At 39.5% G+C, this 26,074-nt stretch carries 31 protein-coding genes; 18 read left to right on the top strand and 13 right to left on the bottom strand.

The annotated features are described in order from the left end of the window. Positions 1-142: 142 nt before the first annotated feature. The 3 genes from BuS5_RS17400 to moaC all read right to left on the bottom strand — a co-directional run bounded on the left by BuS5_RS17400 (position 143) and on the right by moaC (position 4,979). Positions 143-1,405 carry an ATP-binding protein gene (locus tag BuS5_RS17400; RefSeq protein ID WP_157487365.1) on the bottom strand — a complete coding sequence of 421 codons (1,263 nt, stop codon included), beginning with the start codon at positions 1,403-1,405 and terminating at the stop codon, positions 143-145. A 257-nt stretch (positions 1,406-1,662) separates the two neighbouring features. After that, a complete protein-coding gene (gene uvrA, locus BuS5_RS17405) occupies positions 1,663-4,491 on the bottom strand; it encodes an excinuclease ABC subunit UvrA (RefSeq protein WP_027353687.1) in 2,829 nt (942 codons plus the stop codon). 5 nt (positions 4,492-4,496) lie between these two features. After that, positions 4,497-4,979, bottom strand: a complete 483-nt coding sequence (gene moaC, locus BuS5_RS17410) for a cyclic pyranopterin monophosphate synthase MoaC (RefSeq protein WP_027353686.1) — start codon at positions 4,977-4,979, stop codon at positions 4,497-4,499. 472 nt (positions 4,980-5,451) lie between these two features. Here moaC and BuS5_RS17415 point away from each other — a divergent pair, with 472 nt between their 5' ends. Together BuS5_RS17415 and BuS5_RS17420 are read left to right on the top strand one after the other, a co-directional pair. Continuing rightward, positions 5,452-6,078 carry a type IV toxin-antitoxin system AbiEi family antitoxin domain-containing protein gene (locus BuS5_RS17415; RefSeq protein WP_027353685.1) on the top strand — a complete coding sequence of 209 codons (627 nt, stop codon included), beginning with the start codon at positions 5,452-5,454 and terminating at the stop codon, positions 6,076-6,078. Continuing rightward, entirely contained in the window at positions 6,075-6,356 is a 282-nt protein-coding gene (locus BuS5_RS17420) for a nucleotidyl transferase AbiEii/AbiGii toxin family protein (protein WP_027353684.1), read from the top strand. The genes BuS5_RS17415 and BuS5_RS17420 overlap by 4 nt, the downstream gene beginning before the upstream one ends. 336 nt (positions 6,357-6,692) lie before the next feature. Here the strand turns inward: BuS5_RS17420 and BuS5_RS17425 are convergent, their stop codons facing one another. From BuS5_RS17425 to BuS5_RS17440, 4 genes are all read right to left on the bottom strand, one after another. Then, a complete protein-coding gene (locus BuS5_RS17425) occupies positions 6,693-6,890 on the bottom strand; it encodes a hypothetical protein (RefSeq protein WP_274427654.1) in 198 nt (65 codons plus the stop codon). Between the two features lie 234 nt (positions 6,891-7,124). Next, positions 7,125-8,244 (bottom strand): IS3 family transposase gene (locus BuS5_RS17430; RefSeq protein ID WP_245266731.1). Its coding sequence is split into 2 segments (ribosomal slippage): positions 7,125-7,970 and positions 7,972-8,244, totalling 1,119 coding nucleotides; the frame shifts between segments, so codons are not numbered across the junction. Positions 8,245-8,379: 135 nt separating this feature from the next. Further along, positions 8,380-8,781 carry a PIN domain-containing protein gene (locus tag BuS5_RS17435; protein WP_027354281.1) on the bottom strand — a complete coding sequence of 134 codons (402 nt, stop codon included), beginning with the start codon at positions 8,779-8,781 and terminating at the stop codon, positions 8,380-8,382. Continuing rightward, complete coding sequence (locus BuS5_RS17440; RefSeq protein WP_035265648.1) at positions 8,781-9,071, bottom strand: AbrB/MazE/SpoVT family DNA-binding domain-containing protein; 291 nt, start codon at positions 9,069-9,071, stop codon at positions 8,781-8,783. The genes BuS5_RS17435 and BuS5_RS17440 overlap by 1 nt, the downstream gene beginning before the upstream one ends. Positions 9,072-9,273: 202 nt before the next feature. Here BuS5_RS17440 and BuS5_RS17445 point away from each other — a divergent pair, with 202 nt between their 5' ends. The 3 genes from BuS5_RS17445 (at position 9,274) to BuS5_RS17455 (ending at position 10,968) form a co-directional block, all read left to right on the top strand. Further along, entirely contained in the window at positions 9,274-9,747 is a 474-nt protein-coding gene (locus BuS5_RS17445) for a transposase (protein WP_232223077.1), read from the top strand. 173 nt (positions 9,748-9,920) lie between these two features. Beyond that, positions 9,921-10,172 (top strand): hypothetical protein, encoded by a 252-nt coding sequence (locus tag BuS5_RS17450; RefSeq protein WP_027354280.1) that lies wholly within the window; start codon positions 9,921-9,923, stop codon positions 10,170-10,172. Positions 10,173-10,737: 565 nt separating this feature from the next. Continuing rightward, positions 10,738-10,968 (top strand): hypothetical protein, encoded by a 231-nt coding sequence (locus BuS5_RS17455; protein WP_157487416.1) that lies wholly within the window; start codon positions 10,738-10,740, stop codon positions 10,966-10,968. A 464-nt stretch (positions 10,969-11,432) separates the two neighbouring features. On the opposite strand, the gene BuS5_RS17460 is transcribed toward BuS5_RS17455, so the two are convergent. The 4 genes from BuS5_RS17460 to BuS5_RS17475 form a co-directional block, all read right to left on the bottom strand. Further along, positions 11,433-11,717 (bottom strand): type II toxin-antitoxin system RelE family toxin, encoded by a 285-nt coding sequence (locus BuS5_RS17460; protein WP_051374879.1) that lies wholly within the window; start codon positions 11,715-11,717, stop codon positions 11,433-11,435. Further along, entirely contained in the window at positions 11,717-11,986 is a 270-nt protein-coding gene (locus BuS5_RS17465) for an antitoxin, RHH family protein (protein ID WP_232223076.1), read from the bottom strand. Before BuS5_RS17465 ends, BuS5_RS17460 begins: the two co-directional genes overlap by 1 nt. Positions 11,987-12,262: 276 nt before the next feature. Further along, positions 12,263-12,724, bottom strand: coding sequence for a hypothetical protein (locus tag BuS5_RS17470; protein WP_274427831.1), 462 nt, complete (start codon positions 12,722-12,724; stop codon positions 12,263-12,265). Between the two features lie 51 nt (positions 12,725-12,775). Next, entirely contained in the window at positions 12,776-12,991 is a 216-nt protein-coding gene (locus BuS5_RS17475) for a hypothetical protein (RefSeq protein ID WP_274427832.1), read from the bottom strand. Positions 12,992-13,031: 40 nt separating this feature from the next. On the opposite strand from BuS5_RS17475, the gene BuS5_RS17480 reads away from it, so the two are divergent. Together BuS5_RS17480 and BuS5_RS17485 are read left to right on the top strand one after the other, a co-directional pair. Continuing rightward, the gene (locus tag BuS5_RS17480) at positions 13,032-13,748 is read left to right on the top strand and encodes a hypothetical protein (RefSeq protein ID WP_274427833.1); all 717 of its coding nucleotides are present in this window, start codon (positions 13,032-13,034) and stop codon (positions 13,746-13,748) included. Continuing rightward, positions 13,738-14,541, top strand: coding sequence for a hypothetical protein (locus BuS5_RS17485; protein ID WP_027354276.1), 804 nt, complete (start codon positions 13,738-13,740; stop codon positions 14,539-14,541). The genes BuS5_RS17480 and BuS5_RS17485 overlap by 11 nt, the downstream gene beginning before the upstream one ends. An 88-nt stretch (positions 14,542-14,629) precedes the next feature. Here BuS5_RS17485 and BuS5_RS17490 read toward each other — a convergent pair whose 3' ends face one another. Both BuS5_RS17490 and BuS5_RS17495 read right to left on the bottom strand, forming a co-directional pair. Further along, positions 14,630-14,752 carry a hypothetical protein gene (locus BuS5_RS17490; protein ID WP_255342822.1) on the bottom strand — a complete coding sequence of 41 codons (123 nt, stop codon included), beginning with the start codon at positions 14,750-14,752 and terminating at the stop codon, positions 14,630-14,632. A 67-nt stretch (positions 14,753-14,819) separates the two neighbouring features. Beyond that, positions 14,820-15,125 (bottom strand): hypothetical protein, encoded by a 306-nt coding sequence (locus BuS5_RS17495; protein ID WP_027354275.1) that lies wholly within the window; start codon positions 15,123-15,125, stop codon positions 14,820-14,822. A gap of 480 nt (positions 15,126-15,605) precedes the next feature. On the opposite strand from BuS5_RS17495, the gene BuS5_RS17500 reads away from it, so the two are divergent. The 11 genes from BuS5_RS17500 to ispE all read left to right on the top strand — a co-directional run bounded on the left by BuS5_RS17500 (position 15,606) and on the right by ispE (position 26,055). Further along, positions 15,606-17,126, top strand: a complete 1,521-nt coding sequence (locus BuS5_RS17500) for an anthranilate synthase component I family protein (protein ID WP_027354274.1) — start codon at positions 15,606-15,608, stop codon at positions 17,124-17,126. After that, entirely contained in the window at positions 17,123-17,689 is a 567-nt protein-coding gene (locus BuS5_RS17505) for an anthranilate synthase component II (protein WP_027354273.1), read from the top strand. The genes BuS5_RS17500 and BuS5_RS17505 overlap by 4 nt, the downstream gene beginning before the upstream one ends. Then, positions 17,682-18,692: an anthranilate phosphoribosyltransferase gene (gene trpD / locus BuS5_RS17510; protein WP_027354272.1), complete on the top strand. Its 1,011-nt coding sequence runs from the start codon at positions 17,682-17,684 to the stop codon at positions 18,690-18,692. The genes BuS5_RS17505 and trpD overlap by 8 nt, the downstream gene beginning before the upstream one ends. A 30-nt stretch (positions 18,693-18,722) precedes the next feature. Beyond that, complete coding sequence (locus BuS5_RS17515; protein WP_084446049.1) at positions 18,723-19,601, top strand: MlaE family ABC transporter permease; 879 nt, start codon at positions 18,723-18,725, stop codon at positions 19,599-19,601. 18 nt (positions 19,602-19,619) lie between these two features. After that, positions 19,620-20,843 (top strand): ATP-binding cassette domain-containing protein, encoded by a 1,224-nt coding sequence (locus BuS5_RS17520; protein ID WP_232223075.1) that lies wholly within the window; start codon positions 19,620-19,622, stop codon positions 20,841-20,843. Beyond that, positions 20,840-21,289 (top strand): outer membrane lipid asymmetry maintenance protein MlaD, encoded by a 450-nt coding sequence (mlaD, locus tag BuS5_RS17525; RefSeq protein ID WP_027354270.1) that lies wholly within the window; start codon positions 20,840-20,842, stop codon positions 21,287-21,289. The genes BuS5_RS17520 and mlaD overlap by 4 nt, the downstream gene beginning before the upstream one ends. Before the next feature lie 12 nt (positions 21,290-21,301). Then, positions 21,302-21,931, top strand: a complete 630-nt coding sequence (locus BuS5_RS17530) for a Tgt2/MlaC family protein (RefSeq protein ID WP_027354269.1) — start codon at positions 21,302-21,304, stop codon at positions 21,929-21,931. Beyond that, positions 21,915-22,703 (top strand): MlaA family lipoprotein, encoded by a 789-nt coding sequence (locus tag BuS5_RS17535; protein ID WP_027354268.1) that lies wholly within the window; start codon positions 21,915-21,917, stop codon positions 22,701-22,703. The genes BuS5_RS17530 and BuS5_RS17535 overlap by 17 nt, the downstream gene beginning before the upstream one ends. Positions 22,704-22,876: 173 nt before the next feature. Then, complete coding sequence (gene serA / locus BuS5_RS17540) at positions 22,877-24,457, top strand: phosphoglycerate dehydrogenase (RefSeq protein ID WP_027354267.1); 1,581 nt, start codon at positions 22,877-22,879, stop codon at positions 24,455-24,457. A 34-nt stretch (positions 24,458-24,491) separates the two neighbouring features. Further along, on the top strand, positions 24,492-24,797 hold the full coding sequence (locus tag BuS5_RS17545; protein ID WP_027354266.1) for a DUF1844 domain-containing protein: 306 nt from the start codon (positions 24,492-24,494) through the stop codon (positions 24,795-24,797). Positions 24,798-25,152: 355 nt separating this feature from the next. Beyond that, entirely contained in the window at positions 25,153-26,055 is a 903-nt protein-coding gene (ispE, locus tag BuS5_RS17550; protein WP_051374875.1) for a 4-(cytidine 5'-diphospho)-2-C-methyl-D-erythritol kinase, read from the top strand. Positions 26,056-26,074: the final 19 nt, after the last annotated feature.

A 26,074-nucleotide genomic window follows, 5' to 3' on the forward strand; every position in this document is an offset into this window, starting at 1 on the left:
GCTGTTTAATCTTAAAAATTAAATTATGAGCATTAATAAAAACAGTAAGTTATAATAATATTTATTGATATCATAAAATTCTACCCCGGAATTTGAATAGGATACGTTATTTACTTATTTATGGACGTCCCCGCCTACCCCCTTATAAAACAAACAACAACCTGTCATATCCGGCAATATATTCGTTCAGTCCTTTTTTTAGCAGAACTCCAGGCTGGTTGACAACTTGCACTATCGGGAAATCCACGCCATAATTATGCCGTAGTTGTATAAGCTGGGGTGGAATATTTTTGGACATGATTTTGGATTCAACAGCAAGAATCGGTTTTTTATTTAAAAAAAGTATGAAATTAATTTCTTTTTTATCATATGTCTTTAAGTAGTGAAGTTTGACTTCAGGCCAGCCCCTGTCGCTTAAACTTACAACAAAACGATACAACGAAGTTGCAATCATGTTTTCAAATCTGCTGCCTTCATTACCTGCATAAATCCAGTTTAAAAAATACCACTTGGGCTCTTTTCTGATAGTACGCTGAAATTTGGCGGAATGGGGACGAAGGGGCCAGAGAAGATACAGCTTTTGCAAAGCAAGCAGCCAGTTTTTTACTGTTGAATGATTGGCTTCCAAATCTCCTGCCAGACTTCTGAGAGAAAGAGGTGAGCCAATTCTATCGGGCAAAAGTTCAACAAGGTGTGAAACACGGTCAAGTTCACGAATACCGGAAAGATCCCTCAAATCTTCCCTTATAAGCAATGAGATATAATCTCTGTGCCATTTCCGGGAACGCTGCATCGATCCTGATATAAGAGGAGCCGGAAAAGGACCGAATGTAAGATAGGCCCCAGCGATATCCTTAAAAACCGGTGATGTTCCTGAAAGCTTTTTGCTAAAGGCAGCGGCAGGATCCTTCCAGTCTTCTTCTTCATGCAGCCATGGAAATGAAGCGCCTGTTATCTGTGCCCATTCTCTAAACGAAAAAGGAAAAAGATTAACAAGAGTATAACGTCCGGCAAGAGAATCCCCGCTCCTTCTGAAAAGATCAAGACGAGCGCTGCCGGTGACAATTATATTTATGGCTTGATTGAATTCATCGAAAAGCCCTTTCAGAATATTTTTCCACCTGGTCAGCTTATGTATTTCATCTAAAACCACATACGGCTTTTTTATTTCAAGCCTGGATGCTTCTTTTATAATAAAATCGGGATCATTACGGTATCTTCTTCTTATTTTTTCAACGTCCAAGTTAAAATAAAGGGAAGAACACTTTTTTTCATCAAGAAACTTGCGGGTCAGAGAGGTTTTTCCACACTGGCGAGCGCCGGCGATAAAAAGCATGGCTCCGCCAAGCCATTCACCGGAAAAAGCAAAATCAGAAACCTCTCTGCTTATAAATTTAGATACCATGCAAGCCAAATTAAGCCAAATATTGATATAGGTCAAGCCATTTTAATTTGGGACGGGATGAGGGACGTCCCCCTAATTTTTGTCAAATGTGTAGGTCTGACCCCTTTATTTACCCTAAGGGCTCGCGCAAAAATAACTTTACATTTTAAGCGTCGATGCATCCCGCCTGGCTGCGTTACGAAAGCGTAGAAATATCTTGATATTCCTACGCTTTCGCGCCTTGCCAGCCAGGCGCCTCAACACTTAAAATTGCTAATTTATTTTTGTGCGAACCCTAAGGCTTTTTTCAAGTACTTCCCGGTATAGGATTCATTGACCATGACTATATCTTCAGGCGTGCCGCAAGCAACAATATATCCTCCTTCATCACCGCCTTCGGGGCCAAGATCTATTATATAATCAGCGGTTTTAATTACATCCAGATTGTGCTCGATCACAATAATTGTATTTCCTGATTCAACTAACCTGTTAAGCACATTTAAAAGCTTTTTTATATCATCTATGTGAAGACCTGTTGTCGGTTCGTCAAGAATATAAACTGTTCTGCCGGTGCCTCTTTTGCTGAGTTCTTTTGATAGTTTAACACGCTGGGCTTCGCCTCCGGAAAGGGTTGTGGCAGGCTGGCCGATGTGTATATATCCAAGTCCCACATCAACCAGGGTTTCAAGTTTCAGACTGATGGTCTTTATGCTTTTAAAAAAATTCAATGCCTGGTTAACAGTCATATCAAGTATTTCGGAAATATTTTTCCCTTTGTACCGGATTTCAAGGGTTTCCCGGTTATACCTTTTCCCATGGCAAACATCGCAGGCAACATAAACATCCGGCAAAAAATGCATTTCTATCTTGATAATACCGTCACCCTTGCATGCTTCGCACCGTCCGCCTTTTACATTAAAACTGAAACGTCCGGGCTTGTATCCCCGCATTCTTGACTCTGGTGTTTTGGAAAAAAGTTCCCTTATAAAAGTAAAAGCCCCTGTATATGTTCCAGGGTTGGAGCGGGGGGTTCTGCCTATGGGAGACTGATCTATATTGACAACTTTGTCCACATGTTCAAGGCCGAAAACTTCAGTGTGGGGAGCAGCAGGAATCCTTGCGTAATAAAGTTTCCGGGCAAGAATATTATTAAGAGTTTCAAGGAGAAGAGTCGATTTGCCTGAACCTGATACTCCTGTTATACAAATAAAACATCCAAGAGGAAATTCAGTATCAATATTTTTGAGATTATTACCTGATGCGCCGTTTATTATAAGTTTTTGGCCGTTGCCGGTACGACGTTCGGCAGGAATTTTTATAAATTGTTTTCCTGAAAGATAGCGGCCTGTTAATGAATTATCGTCCTGCAGCAACTCTTCAGCAGTTCCTGCAAAAACCACCTCACCGCCTTTTATGCCTGCGCCCGGTCCCATATCTATGACATAATCCGCAGCGAGGATTGTCTCTTCATCATGCTCCACGACAAGAACCGTATTGCCAAGATCGCGCATCCTGGCAAGTGTTTGTAAGAGTCTCTGATTATCTCTCTGATGCAGCCCTATGCTTGGTTCATCAAGCACATAAAGGACCCCGGTCAATTTTGAACCTATCTGGGTTGCCAGGCGGATTCTCTGGCTTTCACCTCCTGAAAGAGTCGATGCCGACCTGTCCAGGGTCAAATAAGAGAGTCCTACATTTTTCAGAAATCCCAGACGCTCGATTATTTCTTTTAAAATCCGCCTGGCTATTACTTCCTGTTTGGCTGTCAGCCTGAGATTTTTAAAAAAAGAATAAGCTTTTTCCACTGAAAGCGCAGTAATATCCGATATGGTAAAGTCTGCCAACTTTACAGATCTGGAAATCCGGTTTAATCTTTCACCCCCGCATTCAGGGCAGGGCCGAAAATTCATATATCGTTTTACTTCCTCTCTTGATTGATATGAATCCGTTTCAAGATATATGCGCTCTATTCGCGGTATAATACCTTCGAATGTTTTTTTGTAGGTGAAACGACGATTATTACGTTCAAAGTAAAAACTTATCTGTTCATCTTTAGACCCGTAAAGAAGTACCTCTTTAAAAGAATCGGGAAGATCCTTATAAGGCGTGTAGATATCGACGCCGTAATGGCCGGTAAGAGCATCCAGGAATTCGATAAAGTGGACTGAATTCCTGTTGGCCCATAAATCTACGGCACCCTCTCTTAAAGAAAGAGCCTGATTCGGTATGACAAGATCAGGATCAAATTCCGTTGTGGTGCCGAGGCCGTCGCATTTGGGGCAGGCGCCAAGGGGAGAATTAAATGAAAAAGCGGCCGGAGTAAATTCCGGGTAACTAATGTTGCATTTAATGCAGGCTGCTTTTTCACTGAACAGCATCGGTTTAGCATTGAGAACATCTATAGTTACAAGGCCGCCGGATTGGGCCAGGGCCAGTTCAAGCGAATCGGTCAGGCGGTTTATTATACTTTCTTTTAGAACAAGGCGATCCACAACAACATCTATAAAATGCTTCTTGTTCTTATTCAGCTTACCTACCTCTTCGATTTCCAATATTTTTCCATCGATGCGAACCCTTGCAAAACCCTCTTTTTTAAGCTGTTGAACAAGCTTTTCATGGGAGCCTTTCCGTCCGGAAACCAAAGGCGCCATAATAATTATCCTGGTTCTTTCAGGCAGTGACATTATACGGTCTATAAGCTGATCCAGAGTTTGGGAAGTAATCGGCATCCCGCATTTATAACAGTGGGGAATACCGATTCTGGAAAAAAGAAGCCGAAGATAATCGTAAATTTCGGTAACCGTCCCCACCGTCGATCTGGGGTTGTGACTAGCGGTTTTCTGTTCTATGGCAATTGCCGGAGAGAGCCCCTCTATCATTTCAACGTCCGGCTTGTCGAGCCGCTCGAGGAATTGACGGGCGTAAGTTGAAAGGGATTCCACATACCTGCGCTGTCCTTCAGCGTAAAGAGTGTCGAATGCCAGGGTTGATTTGCCTGAGCCGGACAAGCCTGTCACCACTATCAGCTTGTTACGCGGCATTTCTACATCAATATTTTTCAGGTTGTGCTGTTTAGCGCCCCTGATAATTATTTTTTCTGATTCCATGTTATTTACGGGGTGGGTCTGACAAATTTTCCGCTTTTACCGCCTGATTTTTCCAGAAGTAATATATCGGAAATAGTCATCTTTCTGTCGTAGGATTTACACATATCGTAAATTGTTAAAGCGGCAACGGAAACAGCGGTCAGGGCCTCCATCTCCACCCCGGTCTGACCTGTAACCCGCGCCAAAGCTTCTATCCTGATTGAATTTATTGCTTTATCAGGACAAAAATCGACCGAAACATGTGAAATTAACAGGGGATGACACATGGGTATAAGTTCGCTGGTCTTTTTTGCGGCCATAATACCGGCAATCCTGGCCGTTTCAAGAACATTCCCCTTTTTTACAGACTGATCGCGTATCTTTTCAAATGTCTCCGGATTCATAGAAACCACTCCCTGCGCAACGGCAACGCGCTGGCTATGCTCCTTATCCGTAACATCGACCATTCTGACACGGCCTTCTTTATCTATATGGGTAAATTCAGGCAAATGTCGCCTCCTCGCTAAAAAACGTGGACGAAATCTATAGTTGAATTTTTTAAGATAACATATATTATTGTTATTCGCCACTGGTTTTCAGGGGGAAATACGGAACGTCTGTTTTGCCCGGGTATTTGGTTTTGCTAAAAATGACACCTATTATTTTATAAACCCGTCCTCGTTCCCGGGCTCTGCTGTATCCGCTATAGACCGTCACATAAATAATTTCACTGCGTTATCAGTCGGAGATATACGATTATAGCACGTTTCGGAAGTCTTGATACTGGTTATGCAAATTTTTGGCAGTAAACATGCGTCACAAGTTGCTTTCTACGAGTATCAAGATTTACGGGACACGCTATAGTATTATCTCCTCGCTCTATCCTTGTGAAATGAATTATGTGACAGTCTATATACTGAATCAATGCTTGACGTACAACCAGTAAGTTCGTAAAATAATAACATACTGGAGGTATTTGTAATGCTCCCCGCCCTGAGAAATTTGTCTTTAATTGAAGAATTTGATTATAATTTTATTAAGCATGCGCTTTATAAATACAAGAATCCACGTATCAAGATAAATGATCTTCTGAAAAAAGGTAAAATCATACGCGTCAAAAAAGGGCTTTACGTATTTGGCCCTGAACTGGCGCGCGAACCTTATTCAAAGGAAACACTTGCTAATCTGATTTACGGCCCTTCATATATTTCACTTGAGTATGCTCTTTCTTTTTACGATCTTATTCCTGAACGTGTAGAAATAATTACCAATGTGACAAACAAAAGAAATAAATCTTTTAATACACCCATCGGCATTTTCTCCTACAGATATATAAACCCTTCAATTTACTCTTATGGCATTACTCTTTGTGATGTTGACAAATATCATTCAATCTTAATAGCCACCAGGGAAAAGGCGCTTTCAGACATTCTCTATTTTTTGGATAAGATGACCGATGAATCTCAAATAGAAAAATATCTGTCTGAAAATTTGAGATTAGACATGGAAGCTCTTACAGATTTGAATCTGGGGAAAGTTGAAAAGCTGGGCGGCCTCTATGGACATAATGTAAATCTTTTTTATCATTTTTTGAAGGAAATGAAATGAATGATGCAGTAGGTATAATGCTTGATCGGTATAATTGCAAAAGCATAAATGACTATGAAAATGCGCTAAAGGAGATTATCCAGGAAATAGCCCTGCTTGGCCTCTGGCGATCAAAATTTTTTGAGAAAGCCGCTTTTTATGGGGGATCTGCATTAAGAATATTATATGGTCTTGATCGATTTTCTGAAGTTCTTGATTTTTCGCTTCTTAAAAAAGATGAGGATTTTTCGCTGACTAAGGTACTCCCCATTGTCAAGACAAAAAACAAGGTTTTTTAAGGTGCGCTTTTGAGCTATAAATAATCCTGAAAATTAAAAAAATAATAGTAAATAAAAAAAATATGTTTCTGTTTATCATAAAAATGTTCATAAACAACTTAACTAATTGATTTAATAAATCAATAATACCATTCTAAAATGTTCATAACTTATTGATAAAATGTTTATAACTTTTTTGTATCTCATTAACATACTGTTAAAATTCAATATTAATATGTTTATAACTTATGCCGCACGTTGAATAGGGCATTCACCAAAATATATTATTTTTACAACCTCACATTGATCACCATTGCTGATAAATCTTGCCTGTTACTTCCTTTAATTTGTCCGATCTTAACTATCAATTTCGTAATCATCCGGCAAATTCAAAAAATCTTTTTTCGCCAATTGACTCTCAATTAAATAACCAATTTGACCATTCCTCTTGAGCTGTGAAATCATCCACTGTGGTAATCTAATTGTCACAAGCTCTCGTTTCAAATGGTCTGGTTTCTTTTTTCGACCAGCCCCTGCACGTTTTCCTCCTCTCATTTTTTTACCTCCAAAACATATAGTATGTTGAATTAAGTGCAACGCTATTCAAAAAATCATCCTAAAAATACGCTATATATTTGATTAGCGTTATGCAATATTCAAACAAACTCTACTACCAACTGATTATGTGTTGGATAGTACGCTTTTATCTTGTTTGCAGCAGGAAACATTTTTTATAATATCAATACGACTTAATGGTATTCTAATTAATTATACAAAGTGGTTCTGAAATTACCCTGGAAAAGTTTTAAAATATATCTCTGCCGGGGTCTGGTAATCCAAAGATTGATGGAGTCGTTCATTATTGTAAAAGCCAAAATATTCTCCAATGTTTTGAATAGCCTCCCTGACGGTCTCATAATTGTGAAGATAAACACGTTCATATTTCACGGTACGCCAAAGGCGCTCTACGAAAATGTTATCCAGAGCACGGCCCCGGCCGTCCATGCTGATCTTCACATCGGCTTTTTTTAAAACGCCGGTAAAGGCATCACTGGTAAACTGACTGCCTTGATCCGTGTTAAAAATCTTAGGTTTTGCAATTTTTAAGGCACCCTGTAAGGCTTTTATACAAAAATCCTTATCCAATGTGGTTGAAAATTCGTAGCTCAGGACATACCGACTAAACCAGTCTATCACTGCTACAAGATAGATAAAACCTGAATTCAAACGGATATAGGTAATATCCGTTGACCACACCTGGTCAACTTGCTCAATGGAAACGCCTCGCAGCAAGTATGGATAAATTTTATGCTCTTTTGATGCTTTGCTCAAATTTGGTTTTGGATATATAGCTTCAAGTCCCATAAGCCGCATCAAACGTCTTATTCGTTTAGGATTAACAGTGTGCCCTTGTCGCTTTAATACGGCCGTCATTTTTTCAACACCGTAGAACGGATATCGGGTATATTCTTCGTCTATCAATCGCATGAGAGCCAGGTTATAGCTCTCATCTTTGCAGGATTGATAGTAATAGGTTGATCTGTTTATTCCCAAAAGATCACACTGGCGCATTACCGGTATCAAAGAATGATTCGGCTCAATGTATTGACGCTTTATATCAATTGAGAAGGTTAGATTTTTTTTTTAGCCAGTCCAATTCGACCTTTAATTGGCCGATTTGTTGGTAAAGCTCCGCCTGGAATTCTTCAGCGTCTTTTTCTTTTTTTTGACGCTTTTTTGAAAATATATCGGGCAATTCTTCTAATAGACGCTTTCGCCATTGATTTATTTGATTTGAATGAACTCCATATTCACTAGATAGTTGAGAAATCGTCTTTTCCTTTTTAACCGTTTCAAGCGCTACTTTAGCTTTGAATGATGCACTGTAATTTTTTCGAATTTTACCCATTGATGAGCCTCCTTTTTGTTGATCAGGATATACTCATTTTACACCTTAAACAACTGTCCAGTTTTTGGGGAGTATTATACTATCTGAGGAATCATCAAATTCATTTAAAAACACCAGTAAATTGGCGATAATAAATCAAGGCTCCTTTCGGTTAATGTTGAACTTGTCGAAATCGCGATCGTAACTATAAAGTAGATTCTGTGAATCACTTTCCAATATGGCAATCAGATAGCAGTCAACAATATCCAATTTTTTATTGTACCACATTTCCATCATACGGCGAATCATCGTTTTATTTTTAATGACAATTCCTTTGTATTTGAGAAGATCGGTTATACCCTTTGCAATTTGATCTTTTGGCACTTTGTAGAAGCTTTTTAGAACAAAAAGAACCTGAAACAGAACGATCAGCTTTAGTTCAACCTTCATTTTTCCATATTCCAGGGATTTAAAAAACGAATAGAGGTTTTTATATTTGGGAGATTGATCTGATACCAAAAAGCGGACGATAACGTTTGTGTCCAATAATGCGATCATTATATACCACCTTCAGTGAAGCCTTTTTCGACTGCTTTTTTAATATCTACTTTGGTAAGATCTGGTTTTCCAGTTGCATATCTGTTGAAAACACCAAAAAGTCGATCAGTTAGAGATTTGTCAATCATCCTTTTGGTTGTAGGTTTTAAAAGGATTCCATTTGATTCCGGAATTACATCAATCTGATCTCCAATATCAATGCCATATTTTTTCCTTAAGGCAATGGGAATGACAACCTGACCTTTTGGGAAGACCTTCATCGTAAATGCCTTTTTTATAATTTCACGCATATATTTTCTCCTACCCAGATAAGTTATACTAATATATTAACGAGGTATAACTACAATGTCAAGAATTTTGCGGCGGAATGGGGGTCGGGCCGCAGTAACATATTAAGATAATACATAAAACGTTAAAATTTAGCGTCAGATAAGGCCTTAAATGGCCATTTTCAGGGCAAAAAACGCACTTTTAGGAAAAGAGCACGGGCAGATGGCAAGAGCAAAACGGCATTTCCTTCCAGGTCACGTTTGGTATATAACGCACCGGTGTCATAAAAAAGAATTTTTGTTTAAATTTACCAGAGATCGACGCCGATGGTTGCAATGGCTGTTTGAGGCAAAGAAGCGATATGGAATCCGTATATTGACCTATATGGTTACTTCAAACCATATCCATCTTTTAGTCTTTGACGGTGGTGAACGAGATGTCATTCCAAAATCTATTCAGTTGGTTGCCGGTCGAACCGGTCATGAATACAACCAAAGAAAGAATCGAAACGGTGCGCTTTGGGAAGACCGTTATTATGCAACTGCTGTATCAAGTGACCTACACCTGATTCAATGCATTGCATATATTGATTTGAATATGGTTCGTGCCGGAGTTGTCGATCATCCATCGAAATGGAAATCCCGATTTATCGGAGAAAGCAAGGATGTTAGGAAGCTTTTAGGCGAAAAGAAATAATAGTTTGTAGAAGAATTGATAGCGATTGCACGCCTTGTGATCATTCCGGCTCTCAAACCGGGCCATGGGATTTACTATAACGTGACTACGTTTGTATATGACATGTTTTGATGTCAATAAAAAAGTTGACCAGGATGCTTTAAGGCTATAATTTGATAGATAGGAGGTGAGCCATGACATCACTTGCTTTTGATACGTTTGAAAATGTAAAAAGATTAAAAGCTGTTGGTTTTACCGAAGAGCAGGCCGCCGAACAAACTAAAATTATTGCCGAATTGGTTGAAGAACGCCTTGTCACCAGGCAATACCTTGACGAACGGCTTGCTGTATTGGAAGCCGATGTTACTTCAAAAATCATTAAATGGGTAGCCGGTATGCTTGTAGTCCAGGCCGCTATTGTAGCGACTTTAGTTAAGTTGTTGTAATCAGCTGTCAATTTTTCCAGCTAACCGACGGTACCAGTGGGGGATAATGCATATATTAGGCAAAAAGACCATTTATGGATGGGCACTACTATGAAAAAGCTTTAAAAAAATCTTGCAAATATACTATTTTGGCGTTGAGAGTACATGTGGAATGGAAGCAAAGTTTTTTTTTCGCTTAAAAAATGGAGAATTTTATAATGAATATTATCGAAGAAATTTGCCGAGAAGCGCAACATCTGCCGGAGCCTTTGGCCCGAGAGGCCTTGAATTTTATCAGCTTTTATAAAAACAAGGTATGAAACAAAAGATATGCAGATGGATTATTTAAAACAGGCTCAATCAACTGTAATGGATCATATTTGGAATAACAAGGAAGATGAGGTATGGGATGCTCTGTAAACCCAGCGAAATTATAGGCATTCCTTTCCCATTTACTGACCTGTCTACCAGGAAGAGACGTTCTGTGCTTGTGCTGACGAATCCGGATAGGCGGGGAGATTTTATATGATTAGCTGTTACATCTGTTTTGACAAAAGAATGCGCAGTTGGAGTTGATGTAAAATCTATGGTGACCAGCTATCTGCCAAAACCGAGCTATGTACGCTACGATAAGATTTTTACACTGAATGATTCTATTATCGTTAAGTTCTATGGAACAATTGGAGAAGCAAAGTTGCAGGAAATTGTATGGCACTACATTTATTGTAACCGTTCACGGTTTACGGTTGAAAATAGAACGGTAACGCCGGCAACACCGGTTATATGGGAATCAATGGTAACAGTGGCAACACCGTAGAGACAAGGCATGCCTTGTCTCTACAGTCCGGCCGCCATCACCACAATTTCAACAACAGCTCAACCATGGGAACGGAAACAGAAACTCTGACAAAAATGTCAGCCGTAAACCGGCAACCGTGAACGGTTACCATTTATTTTTAATAGTACAATTATTTCAATTTGTTGTTTCACTTGAAGTTGTCCATATGGCACTACATTGATAAATCTGGAGCTAATTATTTTTAACCTATTAAAATCATTAAAATTAAATTTTTAAAAATTCAAAAATGAGGCTTATTTTGAGCATTTGCCTATCAAAATCAAAAAGATGGGTTAGGATTTTTAATACAAAGATCCATGACCAGTGTTATAAAAATGTAACACGCGATATATACGAAAAGATAAAATCAGGCTGGAAGCAAGGAAGGGGGGGGATAAGGTAAGTACCCATAGTTTTACGATCATAGCGGATTTCTGAAATTTTTATTGAACAATTACGCGTTTATTGATTTGTGAATACACACTTTTTCGATTCATTATACCCAAAATGAATATATCATATCCTGATATTTTGAAAATAACACGGTAGTCGCCAACACGTAATTTCCAATATCCTTTAAGGGTTCGCCGTAAAGGACTTCCATATTTTTCCGGATGTATAGCCAAGCGTTCTTTTATGGCTCTTTTAATCATTACCTTGTTTTTGTTGTCTATTTTAGGCAAATCGGTATTTTTTACGTCAATATGATAAATTAGTTTATATGCCATTATGACCAGACTTCTTCGTGAGTCAGAGCTGAGGTTATATCAAATGTCCTCTCTCTCTCTTCGGCAATATCGGACAAATAAATATCCTCATGAATTTCCATGGCCTCTTTAAGTAGTTCTCTAGCTTTTGAGGAAAGAGACATACCATCCTTCTCAGCAAGCAATTGCACGTTTTTATATAAAGACATATCAAGGACAATATTGATTCGTGGATTTTTAGCAGGCATTTTGTTTTTTCTCCCTTTCAAATTTTTATCATAATATACCACAAGTGGTACACCTTGTCAATCAATCGCGATCGCGAACAGCAATTCTAATTTTAGAAATAACGGCCATCGGCAGTATTATTAAAAATTTATTTTTCAACGGGTTTAAGAAAGAGAAGAAGATTTTTTGTGGGTATGGTAAGTTTCTGGTTTACCGAGAACTACTTTTTTGACCTTTGGCCGATACGCAGCATATTTGCCGCATTTTTTTGCATATACCAGGCCATTGATGCTCTGAAATCATCTTGTTTTAACCGAACTTACGAATTGCAGTAACCATTAACTTGTATCCGGAACCTCCAGTTCGAGGCCATGGAGCATAAAAATTAACATCGCATCCCAGCTTTCGAAGTAAAGATAGCGAGTCAACGCGCGTATGTCATCGAAAAAGGTTTTCCGTGTTGGAAGGTTGCGACGAATAAGTTTATATTTTTTATCCATCATTTCAAGAACGGTATGAAACAAGAAGGTCAAAAGATTCAGTGTCATCATAAGTTGAGATAAATACTTCTTTCCATGACCAAAGTTGTGTGCAAGATGATATCTTCTGTTTTTTAGTATGTTATTGTTTTCGTTTTCAATTTTCCAGCGAGCCCGACCATCTGCTACAATCTGCTTTACATTGTTCTTTGAAATTTTGAAATTGGTTGCAAAAGCGTTCTTGTATATAATAGTACCATCGGGCAGCGTTGTTGTAAGTTCACACCAATTGACCATCTGAGCATCTTTACCATCACGCAAAGGGACTTGATTTACAAAACGATAGGTATAAATATGATGGGTTTTGCCTGTCTACCTTTTTTTCACTACCGTTTCAACAGCTTGCAGGCCATCAAGTTCTTCAACCCATTGGTAAAGGGTTTTATGAGAATCGGGTTTGCAAACAAGAATGAAATCAAGCCCGTTCTGCAAAATCAATTGAGTGTAACCAAAATTGAACATACCGTTAAAGTTAATATTAAGCAATGATATAAAATAGCTATAGACATTCGATACGGTGCGTGCCATATTAATTTTCTAATAAATTAATCAACATTGGAGGATTAAAATGGTACATGTTATCAAAGGCACTGTAGCTGCTCAAAAAAAACACTCTTCTGAGATTGAACAATGTTTGGATAGTTGCAAAGAAAAGTTCAACCAAATATTGCTTGGTGTTCTCAACGAAGGAAATCAGGATGCTCATAAAATGGAAGCATCAATTTTCAAGCAATTGATGAAGTTGGGGTTTATTTTAATGCAGTTGTTCTTTGCTATCCAAAATAAAGGTAATTATGGTAAAATAATAGAAACCGCACAAGGAATTGCCAAAAGAGGCAGAACAAGTGTAAAGTCATATTTTTCAATTTTTGGAAAGATGAAAGTGGCTCGCTATCTTTATCATATAGAAGATGTAAGTTTTGTGCCTTTAGATATTGTATTAAATCTGCCAGTACGTTGTTACTCATATTTTTTATCCGAATTCGCTAATTTACTGAATATTAACGGAGCTTATAAAAATACATCCGAACTTTTAACGAAGTTTTTTGGTGTAAAACTTTCAATTTCAGCTTCGGAAATTATTTCCAGTGAAAGTTCAGATTGTTATGAGGATTATTATGATCTAAAAAACAGACTTCCAAAGCTGGAAAGCGAAGAAGATTATGTTGTAGTTAGCTTTGATGGCAAAGGCGTACCGATGATTAAGGCAGAAGCAGCTAAAATCGTAGTAAGACAAGGTAAAGGAAAAAAAGCAGAAAAAGAAAGAAGCGTTGGTGGGAGTTAAATATGATGTTAATGCTAATGTCCGAATTGCTAAAGAAGTTGCTACTAACCTGGTATATCCGGATAACAAAGAAGATAAAAATGAAACCGATAAACCAGTAAAAGCCCAAAACATCAGATATATAGCCAGCGTTGAGAAAACCAAGAAAAAAGTAATGGAGGAAATCCATGAAGAAGTAAAAGGTGAAAACTTCAATGGCAAGCCATTGGTTTGTGTAATGGATGGAGCATTGTATTTATGGACTTTGTTTAAAGATGTTTTTAAAGATATAGAAAATAAAGTTCTTATTTTAGATATTATTCATGTTCTGGAATATATTTGGATTATTGCCCATATAAAGCACAAAGAAGGAAGTGCTGAGAGCAGAAAGTATGTATATAATAAGCTATTGCTCATACTACAAGGAAAGGTCGCTTCATATATTATGGAGTTGCAGAAAGAAATGTTGAGCAAAAAGTGGGAAAAAGTCCAAAATGATAAATTTTTAAAAGTAATAACCTACTTGAAAAACCATAAAGAATATATGAACTATGATCAGTATCTATCAAAAGGTTATCCAATAGGTTCCGGTGTTGTTGAATCGGCCTGTAGTCACATAGTTAAGGATAGAATGGAAATATCAGGTGCCCGGTGGGGAATTAACGGATCAGATTCAATTCTGAAATTACGCTCAGTGGCAAAAAGTAAGGATTGGGATGAATACTGGGAATTTTTCACAGCACAAGCTCAAAATAATATATTTTTTCCTGATAAATATAACTTGATAAATGTACAGAAAAAAATGGTTGCTTAATTTTGGTTACACTCATATACATTTCCCTGTTTATTCTGTTTAATTACGTATGACTGACCGTCCTGGTCAACAATCTGATTGTCATCCATTATTGTCCTACAATAATAGATTCTTCAGCGGGAATAACAGCTTTTTCAGAGGCAATCGCGACGGCAGACAGAAAAGCAATCATTGCCAAACAAATTAATCCTGTGAGCATTCTTTTTTTCATATTTCTCTCCTTTTTTAGAAAAATATGGCATCCTTCATATGGGGATGCCATAAATATTATTATAAAGTTATTTTTGTTCTTCAACCAGTTCATAAGAGACCATTTCAATAGTCTTTTTACCGTCGGCTTCTAAAACGGTTCCTTTGATCTGTACTTTTTTCCCGACGAGTTCGATGATATCATCTCCCTCTTTAATCTGTTTAATTACGTATGACTGACCGTCCTGGTCAACAATCTGATTGTCCTGCATTATTGTCCCTACAATAACAAATTCTTCAGGGGGAATAACAGCTTCTTCAGAGGCAATCGCGACGGCAGACAGAAAAGCAATCATTGCCAAACAAATTAATCCTGTGAACATTCTTTTTTTCATCTCTCTCTCCTTATGCTTAAAGTTACAAAGACATTCAATATTGCCTTTGTGGTTAAATTAACAGCAAGGGTATGCAAGTGACGTGCCATTTACGGCATATCTATATATATACTTGATTTTATTGATATTATCTATTGACAAACAATCGCCGATTATTTTTTTGTGACGGAAAATACATACATTAATCGATTGTTTTTACAGTAAAACGCTCCTAAATGTTTGTAATTATAATATTTTTTGTGAATGTTTTTTACTCCACTTTTTTTGAAAAATCAAAAACCTGTTCCTTCATCCCGAAATTCTTATCTATTCGTCATGGCTGCCCCTTGAAAGAGTTTGACATAATTCTTTTAAATACATACATAAATTTAAACTGTAACAATATATAGATTTCCACATAAATAATTTCATTAGATTTGTCCCTCTATCCTTGTGAAATTAATTATCTGACAATCCCTATCTAAATTGGACAAATGAAAAATGTTTATTAAAAGATTTCCTAATATAACAGAATTCAGAAGACTTGCTGAAAAGCATAATGTGATTCCGGTATCTGTTGAAATTCTTGCCGATACGGAAACACCGGTCTCTATTTTAAAAAAATTATATAATAATGATGGGCCTATTTTCCTGTTCGAGAGCGTGGAGGGGGGCGAACGATGGGGCAGATACAGCTTTATCGGCGCTTCTGCCCGCTGTAAAATAAGAATTTATTCAACATTTGTTGAAATTGAAGAAAAGGGTTCCTCAAAACATATCCCCCATCATGGAGATCCTCTATCAATCCTGAGGAATTTTATGAAACGCTTTGTCCCTGCGGATGTCCAAGGCCTCCCCAGGTTTTGGGGTGGTATGGTTGGTTATTTAACATATGAAATGGTTTCATTTTTTGAGAAGATCCCGAATAATATGCCGGAAGACAAGCCCTTGGCCAATTTTATAATACCTGACGAACTGCTGATATTTGATAATATCCGTAATACGTTAATGGGATTGTCAGTCGTTTTTTTAGAACGTAATTACACAAGGGATGAAATAGATACCTTATTTAAATCCGCCAATAAAAAGATACTCTCTATACTTGATACAATAAATCAGTCAAAACAGGAAGAATATGAATATCCGGAGAGCAAAGATTACAGTCTTAAGCCTGTTAAGAGTGACGATGAATACAGGGGATATGTAAAAAAAGTAAAGGAATATATCCTTGCCGGAGATGTTATTCAGACTGTCATAGCGCAGCCGTTTGTATCTCCCGATACACCTGACCTGTGGCATCTGTACCGCGCTCAAAGATATGTCAATCCTTCTCCCTATCTTTATTTTATGCATATGGACGATATGGCTCTGGTCGGGTCATCTCCGGAAACAATGGTGCGCCTGGAGGATGGGACAGCCAATCTGCGTCCCATCGCGGGAACACGCCCCAGGGGATCGGATAAAAAAGAAGATGACAACCTGGCTGAAGAGCTGCTTGCAGACGAGAAAGAAAGGGCGGAGCATCTTATGCTGGTTGATCTCGGGCGTAATGATCTGGGAAGAGTTGCTCAAACAGGCACTGTTAATGTGACTGACCTTATGATTGTGGAACGGTATTCCCATGTAATGCATATTGTATCGAATATTACCTGTAAGTTAAAGCGGGATTGCGATGCCTGGGATCTTGTTAAGGCGACTTTTCCGGCCGGAACTTTGTCCGGCGCGCCCAAGGTTAGAGCCATGGAGATAATATCCGAACTGGAAGATGAACCGAGAGGTCCTTATGGAGGAGCAGTCGGTTACATATCTTTTAACGGCAATATGGATTTGGCCATAACAATAAGAACTGCATGTATTGAAAACGGCAGGCTGACCGTGAGAGCGGGAGCCGGGATTGTGTATGATTCAGATTCTGAAAAAGAGAGGGTTGAGACTGTAAATAAGGCCATGTCCATCCAGAAAGCTTTGGAGCTACTGAAGTATGGATCAGGCCGACTGGATCAAGGGAGTGAAAAATTATGATCGTAATGATTGACAATTATGATTCATTTACTTACAACCTCGTGCAATATTTGGGGCAGCTTGGAGCAGATGTAACGGTTTTTAGAAATGATGCAGTAACAATTGAGGAGATTGTTGCTCTATCTCCTTCTGGAATAGTGATTTCTCCTGGTCCCGGCAGGCCGGAATCCGCTGGATTGTCTGTTCCTGCGATTCAGTATTTTTCCGGCAAAATACCAATTCTGGGAGTCTGTCTCGGGCACCAGTCGATAGCCTTTGCTTTTGGCGGTAAAATTGTTCCGGCCAAATATATAATGCATGGTAAAACCTCTATAGTAAAATCAGACGGAAAGATTTTATATAAGGGTCTGGAAAAACAATTCGCGGCAATGAGGTACCATTCTTTGGCTGTATCACGGGATGTCTTGCCGGATTGCCTTGAAATAACGGCGGAATCGGATGATGGAGAGATTATGGGCTTAAGACACAAAAAATATTTTACAGAAGGGATCCAGTTTCATCCGGAATCTATAATGACAGCCGCAGGCATGCGGCTTTTAGAAAATTATTTGAATTATGTTTAAAAAATATCTTAATCAAATTATCAGTCGTACAGATCTGAACGAAACAGAGATGTATACCATGATAACGGAAATTTTTTCAGGTAATATTACGGATGCCCAGATCGGCGCATTCATGGCTGCTTTGGCGACCAAGGGGGAGACATTTGAAGAGGTTGCCGGAGCCGCAAAAGCGATGCGTGACAAGGCGCGTCATATTAAAATATCAGGTTTTGAAGTAATAGATACCTGCGGAACCGGAGGAGACGGCGCCGAAACATTTAATATATCCACCACAACGGCTTTTGTTGTGGCCGGGTGCGGGTTAAAAGTAGCCAAACATGGCAATCGTTCTGTTTCCAGCAGGTGCGGGAGCGCTGAGTTGCTTGAAATTCTGGGAGTAAAAATTGACGCTGATCCTGAAACTGCGGCCAGGGCGGTTTCGGAAATCGGAATAGGCTTTTTCTTTGCTCCCCTGTTTCACGGCGCCATGCGATATGCGACTAAAGCAAGAAAAGAGATCGGGGTTCGCTCAATATTCAATATGATCGGACCCTTAACCAATCCGGCCAATGCGGATCGTCAGCTAATAGGAGTTTATGCGCCGGAACTGACCGGGCTGATGGCCAATGCTCTTAGGCTGCTTGGCAGCAAGCGGGCTTTTGTTGTGCACGGACATGACGGCCTTGATGAAGTTTCAGTCTGCGCTCCCACTAGGATTTCAGAGTTGAAAGAGCACAAGATCAAGACTTATGATGTTTTTCCGGATGAGTTTTTCAGTACATCCGCAAAACCTGAAGATATTATGGGAGGAACTCCCAGGGAAAATGCAGAAATTACGCTTCAAATTCTTAATGGAGAAAGCGGTCCAAAACGTGATATTGTAATATTAAATGCCTCCTTTGCTCTGGTTGCGGGGGGTAAGGCAAAAAATATTTCAGAGGGCATTCTGCTTGCATGCTCTTCCATCGATAATGGGTCTGCCATACGAAAGCTGGATGAGCTTGTACGGTTTTCGCAACAATAGATTTGGATGCCGGCTTGACAAACGGCCTGAATGTCGTTATTTTTTTTAAAATTTAAATTTAAATTAATTGTTTTTATAAACAACAGTAGAGTAAAAGATAATATTTTGGGCGACTCTGTTATAACAAAAAATCCTTTTTCTATTCTTGGCGGACTGGTTCTGTTGCTGCTTCAGGGGATAGGGAGAACATCTATTTTTTTTATAAAAGGTTTTTTCTCCATATTTTTCCCGCCGCTGCAGTTTGCAAAAGTCCTGGAGCAAGTCTATTTTATAGGGGCGAAATCTATTTTTGTTATTGCTCTTACCGGAGCTTTCACGGGCATGGTTTTGGGACTTCAAGGTTATTATACATTGGTGAAATTCGGCTCGGAAGGGATGCTTGGCGCTGCTGTGGCCTTGTCTCTGATCCGTGAAATGGGACCCGTACTGGCGGCGATTATGGTAATCGGAAGGGCCGGTTCCGCCATGGCGGCCGAAATTGGAATTATGCGTATCTCAGAACAAATCGATGCTCTGGAAACCATGGATATCGATCCGGTGCGATTTCTTTTCAGTCCCCGGCTTACGGCTGCTATAATCAGTTTTCCCATTCTGACGGCTCTTTTTGATGTTATCGGTATCCTGGGCGGGTACCTCACCGGATCTCTCCTGCTTGGTATAAATTCCGGAATCTATTTTGCGAGGGTGGAATCCAGCGTTGTAATGGATGATGTTTCCGGAGGCTTTATTAAATCTATAATTTTTGCCATGGTGGTTGTGACAATCTGTTCTTCCCAGGGGTATTATACCCATACCAGGACAGATGGATTCGGGGCCAAAGGGGTAAGCCTTTCAACAACATCGGCAGTGGTTATTTCCTGTGTGCTTGTCCTTGTTACAGACTATGTACTGACATCTTTTTTGATATAGATAATTATGGATCAACCGTTGATACAATTTAAAAATGTTTGCAAAAAATTCGGTCAAAATGTTGTCTTGCGCAATGCAAATTTAAACATATACAAGGGAGAAATAACAACCATTATAGGAAAAAGCGGAGGCGGTAAAAGTGTGCTTCTGAAGCATATTATCGGTCTGATGGAACCTGATTCAGGACAGATTCTTTTTAATGGGCGGCAGGTTTCGGAGATGGATAAAAAAGAGCGGCATAAATTTAAAAAAAAATTCAGCTATATGTTTCAGGGTACGGCCCTATTCGATTATATGACGGTTTTGGACAATATTGCCCTTCCTCTTCGTGAAACAACATCTATGCGTGAATCTAAAATCCTGGATCAGGCGCACAATATGCTGGCGCAGCTCGATCTCCATGAAATTGACGACAAATATCCGTCACAGCTTTCAGGAGGTATGAAAAAACGTGTGGCCATGGCACGTGCTTTGATTACAGAACCGGAAATTGTTCTTTTTGATGAGCCTACCACTGGTCTCGACCCGATACGGAAAAATGCGGTACACAGCATGATCTCCGGTTATCAGAAAAAGTTTGAATATACAGGGGTGCTTGTAAGTCATGAGATACCGGATATTTTCTATATTTCCCAGAGGGTTGCAATGCTGGATAACGGAACCATACTTTTTGAAGGCACAGCCGATGAGCTCCAGAGGTCGGCAGAGCCTGAAATTCGGCAGTTTATACATGGTTTTGACATAAATATAAAGCAGGACAAGCTGACCGGTATGGGGACAAAAATAGATGTCGACCAGAGCTTCATGGAGTCAATGGAGAGGCTTCAGGAAGATAAACTTGTATTTTCCATTATCATTTTTTATGTTGATAATATGGATAAAATCAATGAAACGGCAGGACATGTTGCCGGTCAGACTGTAGTCAAGAATTTTTCGATACAGTTAAAAGAGTGTCTCAGGTTTGGGGATACATGTATAAGATACGGATTGGACAAGGTTTTATTAATTTTACCGGGAGCAAACAAGGCTCAGGCCCAGGAATTCTGCTCGAAACTGGCAGACAAGGTAAAATGGAATAAATATACGGAACTGCTGTCTTGCAAGGGACTTCGCGTATCAATCAGCGCCGGTCTGGCAGAGGCTGACAAACTGAGTCGTTTTGATCATTTACTTTCATCAGCAGAATTACAAAGGATCAGACTGGATGAATTTTGTGCTATATCTGAAGCGGAGGCGCCATGAAAAAATTTTCCCTTGAAACATCTGTGGGCATTTTTGTGCTGATCGGAATTTTATGTATAGGATATCTTGCCATCAAACTTGGCAAAATGGAATGGCTGGGAAATAATAATTATGAGCTTACAGCCAGATTCGAGTCGGTTTCAGGTTTAAAGGTAGGCGCGCAGGTTGAAATGGCGGGTGTCCCTATCGGGCAGGTCGATTCCATAAATCTTGACAAGGATCGTCAGATTGCACTTGTAAAATTTAAAATTCAGAATGGGATTGTACTTACGGATGATGTTATCGCCTCGGTTAAAACCTCCGGTTTGATCGGAGACAAGTTTGTCAAGATATCTCCAGGCGGCTCTGAAGAGATTTTGCACAATGGAGATACCATTACAGAGACGGAATCATCTCTGGATATTGAAGACTTAATCAGCAAATATGCCTTTGGCAGTGTGGAATAGGAGGTATTTCGGATGACTCTGAACAAAATAATACGGGTATCTGTTTTGCTTCTCCTGGTCGCTTTTGTTTCAATGGCTTATGGCCGGCAGCCGCTGGAAACGTTGAAGCCGCCTATTAATAATATTCTCATGATACTTAAAGACCCTCAATACAAGGATGCCTGTAAAAAAAACCTGCAACGTGACAAAATTTTTGAAATAGTGCGTGGTTTGTTTGATTTTCCAACAATTACAAAGCTGGCTCTCGGAAAATACAGGAAGTCCTTTACGCCTGAACAGTTGAAGGATTTAACCGATGTTTTTACCGACCTCCTTGGCAAAACATATATCAATAAAATGCTTTCGGAATTTAACAATGAGGAGGTTCTTTATATAGCCGAGGATATGCTGACCGCAAAAAAAGCAATTGTAAAAACCAAGGTCCTCCGGGAAAAAGGTGAAATGGCGGTGAACTACCGAATGCATCTTCACGGCGGAGTCTGGTCTGTTTATGATGTAAAGGCGGAGGGTGTGAGCCTTGTAAAAAATTATCGCACGCAGTTCAGTCAAATTCTTTTTAAGGAAAAGCCTGAGATATTGATTCAAAAACTCCAGGAAAAATTAAAAGGACAAGAGACAGAAACCGATGCTTCACAGCCTTAAGATTTTGTTATCGATTTTTATTCTGTTTTTATTTGGTTCTCCGGCTTCTATCCATGCGTCGGAATCTTCTTTGCCGGCCTGCAGTATAAATAATGATAGCGTACCGGATGATGATTTGGCGGACGAAGAGCTTGATCTGCTTGATGAAGTTGGTGATTCGGAAAACTATCGGATTGCGGATCCTGTCAAGTACTGGAACATTACCATGTATCATTTTAATGACAAGCTCTACTTTTGGGGTCTCAAACCTTTGACTAAAGGTTATATTGCGGTTACATCCAAAAGTATACGTTCTGGGGTGAAAAATTTTTTTTCCAACATTGCCACACCGATACGACTTGTGAGCTGTATCCTCCAATTGAAAATTAAAAACGCCGGAACGGAAACAGCAAGATTTGCCATCAACAGCACAGTGGGTATACTCGGTTTTGGAGATCCTGCCAAAAAGTATTACAGCCTGAAACCTAAAGATGAAGACCTCGGTCAGACATTTGGATTTTATGGTATAGGGAATGGTTTTTATATAGTCTGGCCGTTTTTGGGGCCCTCATCTATGCGTGATTCAGTCGGCATGATTGGTGATATATTCCTTGACCCTATATTTTATGTTAAACCCCGGGAAGCGTCCATAGGCATTACAAGCTATAAAACAGTAAACGAGACATCTTTTAAAATAGGTGATTATGAAAGCATTAAAGCTGCGGCCATAGACCCTTATGAAGCCCTGAAGGATGCATATATACAGAATCGTATAAAAAAAATAAATGAATGAGCCGTTTTCAAAACGCCCCCTTTTGCCCGATCTCTGCGTCAGACAACCAAATCTTAAATTGGGTTTAATCCTCGAAATACGTCAGTGTATTCCTGTGGTTAAAACTTTTGCCTTTCTTGACCTCGAACAAAATTGAACATTTTGAAACCGGCTCGAATGAATGAGGAGATTCAATGAAAGTACTGGTCAGTGATAATCTCGGTGAAATTGGGATTGAGATGTTTAGGAAAGAAGAGAATATTGACGTTGATGTTAAAACAGGGCTTGCTCCTGATGAATTAAAAGATATCATATCCGGATATGACGCTCTGGTTATTAGAAGCGCTACCAAAGTAACTGAAGAACTTATTGAAGCCGCAAGCAGATTGAAAGTAGTGGGTCGGGCCGGCATAGGCCTCGATAATGTCGATATCCCCGCTGCTACAAAGCAGGGCGTGGTTGTTATGAACACGCCGGGCGGCAATGTTGTTACCACTGCTGAACATGCAATCGCAATGATACTCTCCCTGACGCGTAATATACCGGCAGGAACTTCATCACTAAAGAGCGGCCTGTGGAACAAAAAAAAGCTCCAGGGCAGAGAGGTCTATAACAAAACATTGGGGTTGATCGGTTTTGGAAAAATCGGTTCAATAGTTGCAGATCGCGCCCAGGGCCTTAAGATGAAGGTTATAGTATATGATCCCTTTGTTACCCTTGAGTTAATTGAAAAAGCAGGCCTTGAACCCGTTTCCCTGGAGGAGCTTTACAGCAGATCCGATTATATTACTATTCATGTTCCAAAATTGAAAGAGACTATCGGCATGCTGAATGAAGAGGCCTTTAATCGGATGAAGGACGGTGTAATGCTGGTAAATTGCGCACGAGGCGGGATTGTTGATGAAACAGATCTTTATAACGCCATGAAATCCGGCAAAGTGGCAGGCGCTGCCCTGGATGTTTTTGAATCCGAACCTCCAGGTGAATCTCCTCTTTTTGAATTCGACAGGTTTATATGTACTCCCCACTTGGGCGCATCCACCAAAGAGGCCCAAACGAATGTAGCAGTTGCGGTTGCAGGCCAGATAATAGAATATTTGAAAAACGGAACAATACTTAATGCCGTCAATGTTCCTTCTGTTACAGGAGACCTGCTTGACAAATTGGGTCCGTTTTTGACAATAGCAGATCGTATGGGCTGCTTGCAGGCGCAGCTTATAGATGGCCCTTTAAAAGAAGTTGTCATTGAATATCGCGGCGATTTCCAGGGGCTAGATATGTCTCCGGTATCTACTGCGGTTTTAAAAGGAATTCTTTCTTCAGCCGTTAAAGATGATGTGAATTTTGTTAATGCAAGTGTTATTGCAAAAGAAAGGGGCATAAAGGTTCTGGAAACCTCCAGCTCCGAATCCGAAGACTATATAAATCTGATTACCATTAAAACAATAACGGCCAGTAATACAATTACTGTTGCAGGCACTATCGTCGGCAAACATGATCCTAGAGTTGTAAAAATAAATAATTTCAGGCTGGAACTTATTCCAAGGGGGCATCTGGCTTTGATACATAATATTGATAAGCCCGGCGCCATAGGCAGCATTGGAACAGTTCTAGGTGAGCATAACATTAATATAGGAAGGATGCATGTGGGCCAGGAAGAGGATGGTGAAAGAAATATTATATTTCTGCGCACAGACACTCCTTTTACTGATGAAGTGATAGAATGCCTCAGAAGTCTGCCCCTGGTCAAGACGGTAATTCCTCTTGAGCTTTGATTTTTTGAACGGGAGATAAGAGCGGGAGATAAAGATGTCCGATGAAAAAGGTTTTGTATTAAAAGGGGATAAATCGGCAGAAAATCAAAAGGATGTGATGCCGGGGATTGATTTTTCCACATTCATGATGTCCTTGAATGCATCTGTTCTGGTAAATTTTGGCATAATGGATGATCCTGTGACCGGAGAAAAAAGTAAAAACCTGGTTATGGGTAAACAGACCATAGATGTTTTGAGTATGCTGCAGGAAAAGACCAGGGGTAACTTGACCCCTGAGGAGGACAACCTGCTGAAACATCTTCTCTATGAACTGCGCATACTTTATCTCAAACAACAATAGAAACTATGGTTTTATAGGCATCCTTCATTCTCAGTTTACATTTATTTTGTATAAAAAATTAAATTTTACCGCCGAGAACGCAAAAAACGCAGAGAAAACTACTTGATTTTTAATGTAATATCTCAGCGAACTTTGCGGTAAAATACTGATTCTGACATTAAAAAAAAGTGTTAACTACTTTTGGGCATTAATGAAAGATGCCGTTTTATATATAGATTTTCACATAATTAATCTCACAGGGATAGAGGAAAAAATTTGGGTGAGGCGTACTGGCAGTATGTCGACCGAAGATTTTGACCGATAGCGTAGTGAAATTATTTATGTGACAATCTATAATCTATAGCGTCCATTCATAATGATTATTTCTCAAGAGCCTCTTATTGATGTTTCAGGGCGGATCAAGGTTTTTTCACCGGCCAAAATCAATCTTTTTTTACATATTACAGGGAAAAGACCGGATGGATTTCATGATCTGGTCTCCCTGATGTGTTGCATTAATCTTTATGATACACTCTATATCAATTTGGGCGCTGGGAAGACAGCCGTTACCTGCACCTATCCCGGAGTTCCATTAGATAGGCAAAACATAGCCCTTCAAGCCGCAAGCGCCTTCCTCAACTCAATAGATATTTATGAAAAAGTTGGAATTCATATAATAAAACGAATACCTGTCGGTGCAGGCCTGGGCGGAGGCAGCAGCAATGCCGCCGCAGTCCTTCGGGCCTTGAATTATTATTATGGTTATCCTTTTTCCAAAGATGAATTATTTTCAATTGGGCTCTCCCTTGGAGCCGATGTACCTTTTTTAATTTTCCGTAAGCCTGCCATTGTTTCCGGGATAGGTGAAAAGATAGAATCGTTTTATGGTTTATCAAACAGGTATCTTTTATTGATATATCCGGGCTTCAGCATATCGACTGCGGAGGTATTTAAAAAATACGATTTAAGATTGACAAAAATTAAAAAAAAAATTAAACTTAAACTTTTATTAAAGGACAAAGTCAGAATTGAGTCCTTGTTATGGAACGATCTTGAAGAAGTTGCGGTTGCAGGGTATCCTGAAATATCTTATGCAAAAAAGGCTCTTTTGAGTCAGGGTGCGCAAGGGGTACTTATGACAGGAAGCGGATCCGCTGTTTTTGGCCTTTTTTCTGATTTTCGTAGAGCAAAAATAGCCCATGATGCCCTTTCGCATAATATTAACTGGAAGCTTTTCCTTACTGATTTGATTGTTTATCAGGGGCACGATGCCAAGTAAGGGCACGATGCATCGTGCC

The sequence above is a fragment of the Desulfosarcina sp. BuS5 genome (assembly GCF_028752835.1).
Classification (GTDB): Bacteria; Desulfobacterota; Desulfobacteria; order Desulfobacterales; family BuS5; genus BuS5.